14 protein-coding genes are annotated in these 14,202 nt (G+C 66.3%); 8 read left to right on the top strand and 6 right to left on the bottom strand.

The genetic code is table 11. The features are described 5' to 3' along the window. The first annotated feature begins 25 nt into the window (after positions 1 to 25). Positions 26 to 571 (top strand): acyl-CoA thioesterase, encoded by a 546-nt coding sequence (locus tag QFZ36_RS06930; protein ID WP_306634983.1) that lies wholly within the window; start codon positions 26 to 28, stop codon positions 569 to 571. Positions 572 to 599: 28 nt separating this feature from the next. Here QFZ36_RS06930 and QFZ36_RS06925 read toward each other — a convergent pair whose 3' ends face one another. Then, positions 600 to 1,400, bottom strand: a complete 801-nt coding sequence (locus QFZ36_RS06925; RefSeq protein WP_306634981.1) for an ABC transporter permease subunit — start codon at positions 1,398 to 1,400, stop codon at positions 600 to 602. Beyond that, on the bottom strand, positions 1,397 to 2,320 hold the full coding sequence (locus QFZ36_RS06920) for an ABC transporter ATP-binding protein (protein ID WP_306634979.1): 924 nt from the start codon (positions 2,318 to 2,320) through the stop codon (positions 1,397 to 1,399). Before QFZ36_RS06920 ends, QFZ36_RS06925 begins: the two co-directional genes overlap by 4 nt. Before the next feature lie 156 nt (positions 2,321 to 2,476). Between QFZ36_RS06920 and QFZ36_RS06915 the strand changes: the two genes are divergently transcribed. Then, on the top strand, positions 2,477 to 2,893 hold the full coding sequence (locus QFZ36_RS06915; RefSeq protein ID WP_306634978.1) for a thioredoxin family protein: 417 nt from the start codon (positions 2,477 to 2,479) through the stop codon (positions 2,891 to 2,893). 81 nt (positions 2,894 to 2,974) lie between these two features. Here the strand turns inward: QFZ36_RS06915 and QFZ36_RS06910 are convergent, their stop codons facing one another. Beyond that, a complete protein-coding gene (locus QFZ36_RS06910; RefSeq protein WP_306634977.1) occupies positions 2,975 to 3,253 on the bottom strand; it encodes a putative quinol monooxygenase in 279 nt (92 codons plus the stop codon). A gap of 114 nt (positions 3,254 to 3,367) precedes the next feature. Between QFZ36_RS06910 and QFZ36_RS06905 the strand changes: the two genes are divergently transcribed. Next, entirely contained in the window at positions 3,368 to 5,101 is a 1,734-nt protein-coding gene (locus QFZ36_RS06905; RefSeq protein WP_306634976.1) for an AMP-binding protein, read from the top strand. On the opposite strand, the gene QFZ36_RS06900 is transcribed toward QFZ36_RS06905, so the two are convergent. Then, positions 5,089 to 6,558 (bottom strand): multicopper oxidase family protein, encoded by a 1,470-nt coding sequence (locus tag QFZ36_RS06900; RefSeq protein WP_306634975.1) that lies wholly within the window; start codon positions 6,556 to 6,558, stop codon positions 5,089 to 5,091. The two genes, QFZ36_RS06905 and QFZ36_RS06900, sit on opposite strands and share 13 nt — an antisense overlap. Further along, on the bottom strand, positions 6,542 to 7,009 hold the full coding sequence (locus QFZ36_RS06895) for a hypothetical protein (RefSeq protein ID WP_306634973.1): 468 nt from the start codon (positions 7,007 to 7,009) through the stop codon (positions 6,542 to 6,544). The genes QFZ36_RS06900 and QFZ36_RS06895 overlap by 17 nt, the downstream gene beginning before the upstream one ends. Positions 7,010 to 7,187: 178 nt before the next feature. Here QFZ36_RS06895 and QFZ36_RS06890 point away from each other — a divergent pair, with 178 nt between their 5' ends. Both QFZ36_RS06890 and QFZ36_RS06885 read left to right on the top strand, forming a co-directional pair. Continuing rightward, a complete protein-coding gene (locus QFZ36_RS06890; RefSeq protein WP_306634970.1) occupies positions 7,188 to 9,224 on the top strand; it encodes a sensor histidine kinase in 2,037 nt (678 codons plus the stop codon). Further along, positions 9,217 to 9,924, top strand: coding sequence for a response regulator transcription factor (locus QFZ36_RS06885; RefSeq protein WP_306634968.1), 708 nt, complete (start codon positions 9,217 to 9,219; stop codon positions 9,922 to 9,924). Before QFZ36_RS06890 ends, QFZ36_RS06885 begins: the two co-directional genes overlap by 8 nt. A 46-nt stretch (positions 9,925 to 9,970) precedes the next feature. On the opposite strand, the gene QFZ36_RS06880 is transcribed toward QFZ36_RS06885, so the two are convergent. After that, positions 9,971 to 10,954, bottom strand: coding sequence for a DNA-3-methyladenine glycosylase family protein (locus tag QFZ36_RS06880; RefSeq protein ID WP_306634967.1), 984 nt, complete (start codon positions 10,952 to 10,954; stop codon positions 9,971 to 9,973). A 154-nt stretch (positions 10,955 to 11,108) separates the two neighbouring features. Between QFZ36_RS06880 and QFZ36_RS06875 the strand changes: the two genes are divergently transcribed. The 3 genes from QFZ36_RS06875 to QFZ36_RS06865 all read left to right on the top strand — a co-directional run bounded on the left by QFZ36_RS06875 (position 11,109) and on the right by QFZ36_RS06865 (position 14,155). Beyond that, positions 11,109 to 11,513: a VOC family protein gene (locus QFZ36_RS06875; RefSeq protein WP_306639128.1), complete on the top strand. Its 405-nt coding sequence runs from the start codon at positions 11,109 to 11,111 to the stop codon at positions 11,511 to 11,513. A gap of 20 nt (positions 11,514 to 11,533) precedes the next feature. Further along, positions 11,534 to 12,919: a cystathionine beta-synthase gene (locus QFZ36_RS06870; RefSeq protein WP_306634965.1), complete on the top strand. Its 1,386-nt coding sequence runs from the start codon at positions 11,534 to 11,536 to the stop codon at positions 12,917 to 12,919. A gap of 72 nt (positions 12,920 to 12,991) precedes the next feature. After that, positions 12,992 to 14,155 (top strand): cystathionine gamma-synthase, encoded by a 1,164-nt coding sequence (locus QFZ36_RS06865; protein ID WP_306634963.1) that lies wholly within the window; start codon positions 12,992 to 12,994, stop codon positions 14,153 to 14,155. Positions 14,156 to 14,202 lie beyond the last annotated feature (47 nt).

The raw sequence follows: 14,202 nt of genomic DNA, 5'->3' as shown, positions 1-14,202 counted from the left end.
TGTTACTCGCAGGTAACATGTAGGCATGCACCTGCTGTTGAGAACCCTCCTGCTGCTCATCACCTCGTCCCGGAGGCCACCGCTGACTGTTTGGGGCCACTCGTCGCTGCCCCTTCGCGTGCTGCCCACGGACATCGATATCGCCTTGCACGTCAACAACGGGATGTACCTGTCCCTGATGGACCTGGGCCGGTTCGACCTGATGGTCCGTAGCGGTGTGTGGAAGCGGATGCGCCGCCGCGGCTGGAGTCCGGTGGTGGCCGCAGAGACCATCTCGTTCCGCAAATCCCTTCAGTTGTGGCAGCAGTACACCATTGAAACGCGGATCATTGGCCTGGATGCCAAGGCCATCTACTTCGAGCAGCGCATGGTGGCCGACGGCGAGGTGTACGCCCGTGCCCACATCGCCACCCGGCTGGTCCACAGGGGCCGGCCCGTCAGCCAGGAGGAGATCCTGCGGGAGTTCGGCCAGCCCCCGGCGGACTTGGTCCTTCCCGAATGGGTCCATGAGTGGCGGGCTTCCAGCGCCCTGCCGGGGAGCCGGACGCCGGCGCCGCACGTCTGGGGCTAACGCCGACGCGGGAAATCGCCCCAGCGGCTTAGACTCCCACGTCCCGCCGTTCAAGCGCGACGGCGGCAATCGCCACGAGTGCCGCCGAGAGACCCCACAGCCACGCGGCCGCTGCCCAGTCCGCTCCGTTGACTACGGGCGAATTGCCGTAGGCCCAGTGGTACGGGCTGATGTCCAGCAGCCACTCCACATCCCGGCTTTGCCGGCCGACGGCGTTGAACACGTATCCGAGAACTCCCACCGCCGCGCCGGCGGAGATGCCATACGTCCGGCGGCCGGTGACGGCGCCGGCGCACAAAGCAGCGGTGCCGCTAAGCAGCGCCAGCCCGGCGAACAGGACCGTGGCCCCCGCCAGGTTGTCCGGCTCAATTCCCAGCTGGGACGGCCCGTTCAGCAAGGACACGAGGACAAAGACCACGCCTGCCAAAATGAGCAACCGCAGCAGCAGCGCGAGGGCGCGTTCCAGCACCACCTGCACGCGCCGTACTCCATGGGCGAGTGTCAGCTCCAGCTGGCCGGATTCCTCGTCGCCGCCCACGGCGGCGGCGCCCCACGCCACCGATGCGATGGTCATCAGCAGGAAGCCAAGAAGCCCGAACAGCGTGGCCTGGGTGTAGCCGGGACCCGTGGCGATCTGGTCATAGTTCAGCGCTTTGGTCATCTCGACGGGCAGGGCGTCCATCAATTCCTGCATCTGGGCACTGCCGCCGATGGACGGGTACAGCGGCAGGTACAGGAACGCGGCCGCGGCGAGGCCGGCCGCCCAGGCAAGAGTGGAACGCCATGGATCAAAGAAGGCCCGGCGGAACAGTGGAAGGGACGTCTTCACCGGAGCGCCTCCCGCGGGCCGGCATACATCCTCAGCACGGCTTCCTCCAGGTCGGGCTCTTCGAGGACGAGGTCCGTCAGTTCCAACTGGCCAAGCATCCGGACCAGCGGCTGGATGGCTCCTTCCAGGGTGGCGGACAGCGTGACGGCGCCGTCGGCCTCAAGCACCTCCACCTGCCCGACGCCGGGGACGCCAGTGAGCAGCGCAACGGCGTCGCGCGCTGCTATTCCATGCGCGGTGAACCGGACGCGGCGCACCGCGCCTTCGCGCAGTCCGGTGACGGATTCAACCGTGATGATCCGCCCGTCCCGCAGAATGGCGACCGTGTCCGCAGTCTGCTGGACCTCGCTGAGGACATGGGAGCTGAGGAAGATGGTCTGGCCCTGGTGCCGTGCCTCGCGCACCATGGCATGGAACTCCTGCTGGACCAGGGGGTCCAGGCCGCTGGTGGGCTCATCAAGCACCAGCAGTTCCGGCTGGTGCATAAACGCCTGCACCAGACCCAGTTTCTGCTTGTTGCCTTTGGACAGCTTGCGTGTATGGCGGTCCAGGTCCAGTCCCAGCCGCTCGGCGAGCGCGTCAATGCGGCCGGCCGGAACCGGGCCGCTGATGGCCTCATAGTGGGCCAGCAGCCTGCGCCCCGTTACCCTGCCTTCGAGGAACAACTCGCCGGGAAGGTAGCCGATGCGGCGGCGCAGCTCCGGCCCGCCCCGCCGGGGATCCACACCCAGCACCCGCACTTCGCCGCCGCTGGGCCGGATGATGTCCAGGAGGCAGCGCATGGTGGTGGTCTTGCCCGCGCCGTTCGGCCCGATGACCCCGAAAACAGTGCCGGCCTCCACCTCGAAGTCAACACCGTGCAGCACTTCCCGGCGGCCAAACTTCTTCACAAGGGAGCGGGCGGAGACAGCAATGGCCATGGGCCCTCCTTTGCTGCGGCAGAGCAGCTGATGACCCCAAGATAAGGCTTTGCGGAGCTGCTGTACATGACGTCGCCGGGTTATTCCCGATGACGCGGGAAGCGAACAGGGGGCTCCTGCCGCGACATCCCGCGCCGCCGAGCGTACCGTTGAAACATGGCTACCCTTGACATCACCGGCGAACAGTTCGCATCAACCATTGAGGGCAATGACATTGTCCTGGTGGATTTCTGGGCAGAATGGTGCGGCCCCTGCAAGCAGTTCGGCCCCACATACTCGGCCGTTTCCGAGAAGCACCCGGATGTCCTCTTCACCAAGGTGGACACGGAGGCTGAGCAGCAGCTCGCAGCTGAGGCCGGCATCTCGTCCATTCCCACGCTCATGGCCTTCCGCGAAAAGGTGCTGGTGTTCTCTCAGCCCGGCGCCCTGAACGCCCAGCAGCTGGAACAGGTGGTTGACGCCGTGAAGGCCCTGGACATGGAAGAGGTCCACGCCCACGTGGCACGCCAGCGGGAGGAAGCCGCTGCGGCCGCGCCCGGCCGCCAGGACGGCACCCAGATTCCCGAAGCATGATCCCAACACCCTTTCCTTAAACTTCGAAGCGGCGCCCTCCATCAGGAGGGCGCCGCTTCCGCGTTAACGAGGTGAGGGGTGTTAGAGGCGTTCCAGCTGGACGGGTTCGGCCAGCAGGGCGCTCAGGGACTCGTTCAGGTCCTGGACGGCGATGCCTTTGGAGTGCTTCGCCAGGTCTTCTTCCGAAGCCCACTGCTCGGTCAGGACCAGCTTGTCCTCGGTGGCTTCCGTCAGCTCGTAACGGATGCAGCCGGGTTCGTTCACCACCTCGTCAATGGCGATTTCCAGGGCCAGCTTTACACGGTAAAACTCGCCGTCGTTGGGGATGAACGTTGCCTGCAGGTCAATGGGAGAACTCATGGTTTTCACAATACCGGCCACCGCCTGCGGCCCCGCTCCTGTTTACGCCGGCCATCCCACTGTTGCGCAGCCCAAATGCTTTTATTGCCGGGAGGCGCTTGGTAGCGTGCCCTCATGCGCGCTTACACAGCCGGGGACACTGACGTCCCGTTGCTCGAGGAGACCATCGGCGGGAACTTCGAACAGATGGTGGCCAGGTTCCCGCTCCACGACGCACTGATCGAGGCGGCCCCGGTGCCCGGCGCTGACGCCAGGCGGTGGAGCTACACCAAAATGAACGACGACGTGGACCGGCTGGCACGCGCGCTGCTCGCCCTGGGCGTCGCCAAAGGGGAAAGGGTGGGGATCTGGAGCCCGAACTGCGCCGAGTGGACGCTGCTCCAGTACGCAACGGCCAAGGTGGGCGCGATCCTGGTCAACGTCAATCCCTCCTACCGCAGCCACGAACTGGAGTTCGTAGTGAAGCAGAACGGCATGCGGATGCTGGTCACGGCGCCCGCGGACCAGAACAGTGACTATGTGGGCATGGCACGCAAGGCGCTCGCCGAATGCCCCGACCTGCGTGAGCTCGTGTTCCTTCCCTTGCCCGGCGGGAAAGGTTCCAGCTGGGAGGGGACCGGCGGGGACGGGTCCGACGGCGCCGTCCCGCTCAGCGACGCGGAGCTTACTTACGCTGAGCTGCTGAGGCGGGCGGACGGCGTCGGACATGCCGCCCTGAAGGCACGCATGGCTGAACTCAACCCGCACGATCCCATCAACCTGCAGTACACCTCCGGGACCACGGGCTTTCCCAAGGGGGCCACCCTTACCCACCACAACATCCTGAACAACGGCTTCTCGATAGGGGAGCTGCTGGGGTACACCGAACACGACCGGGTGGTGATCCCGGTGCCGTTTTATCACTGCTTCGGCATGGTGATTGGCAACCTGAATGCGCTGAGCCATGGCGCGGCCACCATCATCCCGGGCCGCGGCTTCAATCCGTCTGCCGCGCTTGAGGCGGTGCAGGACTTCGGCGGCACGTCGCTGTACGGGGTGCCCACCATGTTCATCGCCGAACTCGCGCTGCCGGACTTTGCCTCCTACGACCTGTCCACGCTCCGCACCGGGGTGATGGCCGGCTCGCTGTGCCCCATCGAGGTGATGAACCGGGTCATCTCGGAGATGAACATGCGCGATGTTGCCATTTGCTACGGGATGACCGAAACTTCGCCGGTGTCCACGATGACCCGGGACGGCGACACCCTGGAGCAGCGGACGGAAACCGTGGGACGCACCATGCCGCACCTGGAAAGCAAGATCGTTGATCCGGGCTCCGGCGACGTCCTGGAACGCGGGCAGATCGGGGAGCTGTGCACCCGCGGCTACGCCGTGATGGAAGGGTACTGGAACCAGACGGACAAAACCGCCGAGGCCATCGACGCCGACGGCTGGATGCACACCGGCGACCTTGCCCGGATGGACGACGACGGCTACGTGGTCATTGAGGGCAGGATCAAGGACATGGTGATCAGGGGCGGCGAGAACATCTATCCGCGCGAAATCGAGGAGTTCCTTTACACCCACCCGGACATCCAGGATGTGCAGGTCATCGGGGTGCCTGACACCAAGTACGGGGAGGAGCTCATGGCTTGCATCATCCTCAAGCCCGGGGCCGGACCGCTGGATGCTTCCGATGTTGCCGCCTTCTGCCGGGGCAAGCTGGCCCACTACAAAATTCCCCGCTACGTGGATGTGCGGGAAAGCTTCCCGATGACCGTCTCCGGGAAGGTCCGGAAGGTGGAGATGCGCGAAGAGGCGGTGGCCCGGCTGGGGCTGCGACCCCGCGTTGCGCCCTACTCGGGCTGATTGCCCCGCGCGCCGTTGATGGTGAACGGTGTGGTGACGCCTTCGTACATGAGGTGCGCTACGAGGCCGTCGACGGCGTGTGCCAGGGTGTGGCAGTGGTCGCTCCAGATCCCCGGGTTGTCGGCGAGGAAGGCTATCTCGTAGGACTGGCCGGGGTGGACATCCAGCGAATCGACCCACCAGGGGCTCCCCGACGCCAATTGGCCGTCGCGCGAGAGGATAACGGCGTGGTGGCCGTGCAGGTGCATCGGATGCACTTCGGATGTGTCGTTTTTGATGCGCATCAGGACCATGTCCCCCTCGCGCACATGGAACATCGGCACGTTCGGGAAGAGCTGGCCGTTGATCGTCCAGAAGTTGCCGGGGCGGCCATCGATGAGGCCAAAACTGCGCCCGATTACGTAGTCGAAGGTGCGGTCCGGCTGCCGGGCGTCGAATGCAGGCGATGCTGGGGCTCCATACGCCAGCAGGTCGACGGTCCCGCCGGGCTGGCGTGAGGGCGGAGCCATGGCAGCCGGATCACCGATGGTGACACTCCGGGCACCGCCTACCTGAAGGCGCACCGAGCCAGCAGCCGGGGCCTGCATGGTGACGTCTGCCCGGCCGCCCGCGGGGATGAGCAGCGTCCGACTCTCGACGACGGCTGGACCGTTCACCTCGTGCCCGTCGGTGGCCGCCACACGGAAGGGAGCGGCTGACCAGACTGCCGCTGTGCCCTGGTCGGTATTGATGACACGCACCCGCACCGTGGAGCCCGCTCCCGCCGGCAGATGTTCATCCTGCAAACCCCCGTTGAGGGTATGCTGGCCGCCGTAAATGTGCAGCAGTGCGACGGCGTCGATGTCGCCTCCGTTTGCCGGCCGGTGGACGGGCTCGATGACGACTGCACCAAACAGGCCGCCTTCAACCTGCTCATGCGACATCTGGTGAGAGTGATACCAGTAGGTGCCGGCGTCCTTCGCGACGAACCGGTAAACGTGGCGGCCTCCGGCAGGAACTGCGTCCTGGGTGACCCCAGCGACACCGTCCGCCGCGTTGGGCACGTCAACGCCATGCCAGTGCAGGGTAGCGCCGGCCTCCACCGACTCGTTGACGAACACCGCCTCCACGAGGTCTCCCTGCCGGGCGCGGATTGTGGGCCCTGGGGAGGTGCCGTTCACGGTGTAGCCCATGAACGGGCGCCCCCCGGGAATATCGACCGTCCCCTGGCGCGCGACGAGCTCGACGCGAACGTCAGGAGACCGGAGCGGGTCCGCGGCCAGCGCACTGACGCTGACGGCACCCGCCTGGCCAACTGAGCCTGAATCGTGGACATGGGCGGCGTTCCCGCTGCCCATAGCCATCACCGAGTACTCGCCCAGGAGGGTCGAACTCCACCAGAGGGCGCCGAGGCCAACGACGCTGGCTACCGCGATGCCTGCTGCCAGGCGCCGGACCAGGTCAGGGCGCGGTGACATCGGCGGCGGGTACCGCAGGGCCCACCATGGCGGAACGCCTCACGCGCAGCGCCGCGTTGACGGCGGTAAGCAGCACGGCGAGGGCATTTGCACCGTGGATCAGGCCGAGGTAGGGCATATCGGTGATGGAGTAACCGAGGGTGATCTGCAACGCCACCAGGCCGAACACTATGGCCGCCCCGAGGCGTACTCCCCGCACCTTCACGAAGAACGAGATGATGAGCAGCGCGAGGGCGGCGATCGGGATGACCATCCCGCCGACCATGGCGTGGATCGGGAAGCCAAGATCACCCGTGAATGTCGCCTGTTGACTCTCGATGAGGGCCTTGTCGACCACGCCGCCGTCCTGTACAAACCGGACCATCCCGCCGAAGCCGAAGGCGATCGAAGCGGCCTGCACCACGACGCCGCCGGCGATGATCCAGGCGATGACCGAGTAGGTTCTGCGCATGACGTCCTCCTCCTGTTCGAGCGGCCACCGTCAGTGGCATCCGCTGTGGGTATGACGCTAGGCGCGGAAGGAGTTCCCTGGAACGCGGATGGCCCCAGGGTAGATGGAGGCCAACCACCATGGGGGTTTGGTAGGCACCCCCTCCCGGGAAGCGCGCCTGAGGCGGATCATTAGGACTGTGCTCCGCAGATGGGGATTAGTTGGTGCGCTTGCCCTGATCGGGGCGGCTGCGCTGCTCTACGTCGTGATCATTCGCGGGTTCGTCGAATCGGGCGGTCACGGGCTCAGCTGGCCGCTGCTCGGAGTGCTGCCGATGTTCGTCTTCGGAATGTGGCTGCTCACGGTGTCATCGTCCCGGTCCGCGATCTTCGTCGCCGCCGCCGTAACGGGCATGGCGGTTGGCTCGGCCTACGAAGCATTCGCGAGCCAGAACAACGGGCTCACCGGGGAGCCTTGGTTCCCGGTCGTGAATCTGATAGGGCTGATGGGGGATGCGGTGGCGGGTGCAGGCCTGGTCAGCATGTTCGCGACTTTTCCAACAGGTGTTCCGGAACGGCGGTGGCAGCGCATCTCCGTCGGCCTCCTGTGGGTTCCTGTGGCAGTGACGCCCCTCTCGCTGCTGACCAACCCGCATATCCTCGTGCCGCAGTTCCTTGAGATCAGCGACGCGATTCCCAACCCGATTGCAGTGCCCTGGCTCGGTTGGGCCGCCCCCGCGGTGTATTGGGTCGCCTTCCAGTGGCCCTCCGTGTTCTTCGGGGTCGGCGTGCTCCTGAGCCGGGCCGTCTTCGGGGATGAGGGCGTTCGTGCCCGAACCCGGATCATGACGTGGGTAGTGATTGCCACGGTGCTCAGCTATGGAATGTTTCTGTACTGGCCTTCCAACCCGTTCATCACGGCAGCCGTGTTCATTTCGCTCATTACGATCCCGATCGCGGCCATTCACGGCATCCTCCGTTATGGCGCCTTTGACATTGCCGCGGTTGACCGTGGGCGGCTGGCGGCACGCTCCTCCAGCCTCCTGATTGTTGTGCTGTACGGGATCGCCGCGGCCACGCCCGCGGTGCTGCTCGCAGACACCCTGAGTCCCGTGGGGGCAGTCCTCCTCACGATAGTGCTCGCCGTCTGCCTGCTGCCCGTGCGCGGCTGGCTGCAGCAGTGGATCCAGCGCTCCGTTTTTGGCGACCGGGACCGCCAACTCATGCTGCTCAGTGAGCTGGGTTCCCGGTTGGAGCAGTCCGTGGAGCCCGGCGATCTGCTTACCCGGCTGGCTGCAGCCGTACGGGATGGCCTCGATGCCACCTGGGTACGGATCTTCCTTGCCGGGCCCGGTTCCGGCTTCGAGCCGGAACCGACCGGCTTGGCGGGCAGTGGGCAAGGAGCGGCGGCCGCTTCCTGTGAGCTCAAGCGGGCTGATGAGAAACTGGGGCGGATTGACGTCGGCCCGCGCCGTGGTGGGAACTACAGCGAAGCGGAGCGCGTGCTGCTCAATACCGTCGCGAGCCAGGCGGCGGCATTCGTCGCCAACGTCAGGCTTAGCGCCCAGCTCGCCCGGCAGCTCGATGACCTGACTGCATCAAGGGAGCGCCTCCTGGCCGCACAGGACGGTGAGCGGAAGCGCCTGGAGCGGGACCTGCACGATGGGATCCAGCAGAATGTGGTGGCACAGATCGCCGGGCTCCGCCTCGCCCGGAACCGGCTGATGCGCGGCGAGCTGACGGCGGGGGAGCTGGTGTCCCTGCAGGACCAGGCGCGGGAAACACTTACCGATCTGCGGGAACTCGCCCACGGCATCCACCCGCCGGTGTTGAGTGACAACGGACTGGTGGCAGCAATTGAGTCGAGTGTGGCGCGGTTCCCCATCCCGCTGGCGGTGGACGCTGATGCCGGCCTGCGCGCGGAGCGTTTCGCGGAGGAGGTGGAGACGACGGCGTACTACGTGGTGCGTGAGGCGCTGGCCAACACTGCGAAGCACGCGAACGCGGCGCGGGCATCGGTGGGGCTCGTCCGGAAGGACGGGCATCTGACAATCGCGATTAAGGATGATGGTTGCGGGATTGATGTGCTGCTGCCGGCAACTCACGGCGGCCTGGCGAATATCCGTGACCGGGTGGCTGCCCTGCGGGGAACGGTGGACGTCACGGGCAACCAGCCGTCCGGTACCACGGTCTTGGTGGACCTTCCTCTCGAGCGCGAGGGACTCCGCCATGGATGAGCCGGGTGTGCTGCGGGTGGTGATCGCCGAGGACAATTACCTGGTCCGCGAGGGGATCCGCCGTCTGCTGGAGGACTCGGGCGAGATCGACGTTGTCTCCTGCACAGGCAACGCAACAGAACTCCTTGATGCCGTCCGCCGTTTCTCCCCGGATGCGGTCCTTACCGACATCCGGATGCCGCCCGGCCACCATATGGAGGGCATCGAGGCGGCCCGTACCATTCGGGCTGTGCACCCGGACACCGGCGTGGTCGTGCTTTCACAGCATGCAGACGAGAGTTACGCGCTCGCGCTGTTCGCCGACGGGTCGGCCGGCCTTGGCTACCTGCTGAAGGACCGGGTCGGAGATCTTGAGGACCTGGTTCATGCCCTCCGCGAGGTGCGCGCCGGCGGTTCAGTCATCGACCCGCAAATCGTCGACACCCTGGTGCGCCGCCGTAGCGCGGGAGCACCGAACCCGCTCGCCGACTTGTCTCCCCGGGAGCTGGACGTGCTGCGCGAGATGGCACAGGGGAGGACCAATGCCGGCATAGAGCAATCCCTGTACCTCTCCTCATCCACTGTGGAGAAGCATGTCAACGCCATCTTCACCAAGCTGCACCTTCCTGCCACTGGCGTGCACCGCAGGGTGGCTGCCGTGCTCGCCCTCCTGCAAAACGACAGCCGCGAAGCGACTCACGGAGAGCGCGGGCAGTCGTAGTTTGGTTTGGGCAGGACCGAGGCTGACGTTGGGCTTGGTGGCGGGTTCAGTGCCGGCGGTGGTCCTGGATGGTCATCCGCGGGCCGAAGGTGGGTTTGCGGAAGCCGGTGCTTTGGATCATCCGGACCACGCGCTGGCGGTGCCCGATCCACGGCTCCATCAGCCTGAGCATGCCGGCGTCGTCCGTCCGGCGGCCGGTCAGCGCTGCGCCGATGTAGGCGGCGAGGTGGTAGTCGCCCACGGAGATCGAGTCCGGGCAGCCGTGGGTGCGCTGCACCACTTCCGCGGCGGTCCAGATGCCGATGCCCGGGATGGTCTGCATCTTCGCTGCGGCCTCGACGGACGGCAGGGAGGCCAGGCGTTCAAGCGCGGCGGCGGACCGCAGCGCGCGCATGACGGTGGCCGAGCGCTGCGGCCCCACGCCGGCCTTGTGCCACTCCCAGCTGGGGATCTGCAGCCATTGCGCCGCCGTGGGCGGGAGCATCAGGCCAGCGGGAGCCAATATTCCCGCCTGCGGTGCGGGGGAGCCGTAGCGGTGCACCAGGTAGCGGTAGGCCCGGCGGGCCTCGATCACCGTCACTTTCTGCTCGAGGATGATCGGCACGAGCTGGTCGATCATCCGCCCGCTGGATGGGAGCCGGAGGGCCAGGCTTCGCCGTCGGGCCTCCCGGACCATGTGGGGGAGTGTGGCATGGAAGACCGGGTGGTCAAACTCCTGCCAGTCGTCATCCGCGCCCAGGAGCCGGGGGACTGAGCCGATGGCAGCGCCGGCTCCCGGGCCCCACGCCTGGACGTCCACCCGGAACTCGGGGTCCGCGCTGCCTGCAGGACTGAGGCGCAGGGTGGCCGGCCCGGCGGCCGTGGTGAAGGCACTCCAGATGACGCCGCCCTGGACGCTGAAGGACGGGTCGCTGTTGCCCCGCAGGAGCGGGCCCAGGGTGCGGGCAAGGTCATACGGGCCGCCCGGATACCAGCGGATTGAGGCATCTGCGGCGGCCGCCAGCCGCGCGGGTGCCTCTGCGATCGTCATGTCTTCCATCGTCCCACGCGGGGCCGACAACGTTACCCGGAGGTGCTCGGGTCAGTATGAAAAAACACCCTTATCCAGTGTTCCCGCCAGGACTAGACTCCACCATGTGGCGCGGAAAGGCCGCGCCATGACCTCAGAGAGCCAGGTGAGCGCAATGGGCGGAGTGGTCCACTTCGAAATCCCCGCGGACGATCAGGAACGGGCCAGGAAGTTCTATCAGGAGGCCCTGGGCTGGCGGATCGACCCCGTCCCCGGCATGGACTACAACATGGTGGTCACCACAGCGATGGATGAGACCGGCCGTCCCACTGAACCGGGCGCCATCAACGGCGGCATGATGGCCAGGGAGGCAGACCTCAAGAACCCGGTCATCACCGTGGACGTGGAAGACATCGACGCAACGCTCCAGACCGTTGCGTCGTTGGGCGGTGCCGTGGTCAAACCCAAGGAAACCATTCCAGGGATGGGCTCCTTTGCGTACTTCAAGGACAGCGAGGGCAACGTGATGGGGCTGTGGGAAAATCTTGCTCCGGAACAGACGGGGCAGGCACGCGAGTAGTAGGCGGTAACTTTGTACCTATGAAGTACGCCCAGTCCGTCCTGGACCTCATCGGCAATACCCCGCTCATCAAGCTCAACCACGTGACGGAAGGCGTCAAAGCCACTGTCCTGGTGAAACTGGAGTACGTGAATCCGGGCGGATCCATCAAGGACCGCATCGCGGCCAAAATGATCGAGGATGCCGAGCGGGACGGCAAGCTGCAGCCCGGCGGCACCATCATCGAGCCCACCTCAGGCAACACCGGCGTTGGCCTGGCGCTGGTGGCCCAGCAGAAGGGCTACAAGTGCATCTTCGTGGTGCCGGACAAGGTTGGCGAGGACAAGCGGGCCGTCCTGCAGGCGTACGGTGCGGAGGTTGTGGTGACACCTACTTCCGTACCGCCGGACAGCCCGCAGAGCTACTACGGCGTCTCGGACCGGCTGGTGCGCGAAACGCCCGGCGCGTACAAACCGGACCAGTTCTCCAACCCCGCAGCGCCGGGCAGCCACTACCTGACCACCGGCCCGGAGATCTGGCGCGATACCGACGGCAGGGTTACCCACTGTGTGATCGGCGCGGGCACCGGCGGCACCATCACCGGCACTGGCCGGTACCTCAAGGAGGTTTCGGCTGACAGGCCGGAGTCCGACGGCGGGCTGGTCCGGATCATCGGCGCGGACCCGGAAGGTTCGGTCTACTCCGGCGGCACCGGCCGCCCGTACTTCGTGGAGGGCGTGGGGGAGGACATGTGGCCGGGGAACTACGACAAGTCCGTCCCGGACCAGGTCATCGCCGTCACCGACGCCGATTCCTTCGCCATGACCCGGCGCCTCGCCCGCGAGGAGGGCCTCCTGGTGGGCGGATCCTCCGGCATGGCCGTGGTGGCCGCGCTGCAGGCGGCGCGGGACCTGCCCGAGAGCGCCGTCGTCGTCGTCATCCTGCCCGACTCCGGACGCGGCTACCTGGCCAAGATCTTCAATGACCAGTGGATGCGCTCCTACGGCTTCCTCTCCGGCGGCGAGGAGACCTCCGTCGGCGAGGTGATCAAATCCAAGAACGGCGAACTGCCGGACCTGGTGCACATCCATCCCAACGAATCCGTCCGCGATGTCATCAACATCATGAACGAGTTCGGCGTCAGCCACATCCCGGTCCTGTCCCAGGAGCCCCCGGTGGTGATGGGTGAGGTGCTGGGAGCGGTGGATGAGCGCACCCTTACCGCCAAGCTGTTCCGAGGTGAGGCCAAACTGACGGATAAGATCTCCGAGCATATGGGCCCCAAACTGCCCGTTATCGGTTCCCTCGAAACCATTTCGGCCGCCAGAGAACTGCTCTCGGACGTGGACACCGTGATGGTCACGTTCGTCGGTGCGCCGGTGGGCATCCTCACCCGGCACGACCTCCTGGCCTACCTCAGCAACTGACCGTCCCGGGTTGAGCCCAGCCATCCGGTGGTTGAGCCTGTCGAAACCCCGTCACGCACAAGAAGGAGCATCATGTCCGCCTCGCAGAACCAAGGTTTCAACACCCGCGCAGTGCACGCCGGCCAAGACTTTGAGCCGCGCACCGGTGCTGTAATCCCGCCCCTCCATTTCGCCACCACTTACGCCCAGGACGGCATCGGCGGGCTCCGCGACGGCTATGAATACGGCCGCGGCGGAAACCCCACGCGGGACGCCCTGCAGGAACAGCTCGCCGCACTCGAAGGCGGAACCCACGCGTACAGCTTCAGTTCCGGCCTGGCAGCGGAGGACTCCCTCATCCGGGCGCTGACCCGGCCCGGGGACCACATCGTGCTGGGCAACGACGCCTACGGCGGCACCTACCGGCTCATCAGCCGGGTGCTGGGCGGGTGGGGGATCGGCAACACCGCCGTGGACATGGCCGACCTCGACGCCGTCGCGCAGGCCGTCGCCGCGAACAAGACGCGCTTTGTGTGGGTGGAGACCCCGTCCAACCCGCTGATGAAGATCACGGACATCGAGGCCCTTGCCGCCGTGGCCCACGACGCCGGCGCCCTGCTGGTGGTCGACAACACCTTCGCGTCCCCCTACCTGCAGAACCCGCTCGCCCTGGGTGCCGACGTGGTGGTCCACTCCACCACCAAATACATCGGCGGGCATTCCGACGTGGTGGGCGGCGCCGTGGTGGTCAAGGACGCCGAACTTGCGGAGAAGATCGGCTTCGTGCAGTTTGCCGTGGGCGCGGTCTCCGGTCCGATGGATGCCTTCCTCACCACCCGCGGCCTCAAAACGCTGGGCGTGCGGATGGACCGGCACAGCCTCAACGGCCAGGCGGTGGCGGAATGGCTGCTGGAGCGCCCCGAAGTGGAGGCCGTCCTGTACCCGGGGCTGCCGTCCCACCCCGGCCACGAGCTCGCGAAGAAGCAGATGCGCGGCTTCGGCGGCATGGTGTCGGTCCAGTTCAAGGGCGGCGAAGCGGCTGCCCGGAAGGTGGCCGAATCGACCTCCGTGTTCACCCTGGCCGAGTCCCTGGGCGGCATCGAGTCCCTGATGAACTATCCGTCGGAAATGACCCACGCGTCCGTCAAGGGCACCGAGCTCGCTGTTCCGGTGAACCTGCTCCGCCTCTCCTGCGGCATCGAGGACGTGGAGGACCTGGTAGCGGACCTGGAACAGGCTTTTTCGTCCATCCCCTAAGCCGGGGAACGCTGGCTTTCTTCAAGAAAGTCAACTAGGGTGCCGGT

The organism is Pseudarthrobacter siccitolerans, from assembly GCF_030823375.1.
Taxonomy (GTDB): Bacteria; Actinomycetota; Actinomycetes; order Actinomycetales; family Micrococcaceae; genus Arthrobacter; species Arthrobacter siccitolerans_A.
This window is presented reverse-complemented; position numbering and strand designations above follow the sequence as displayed.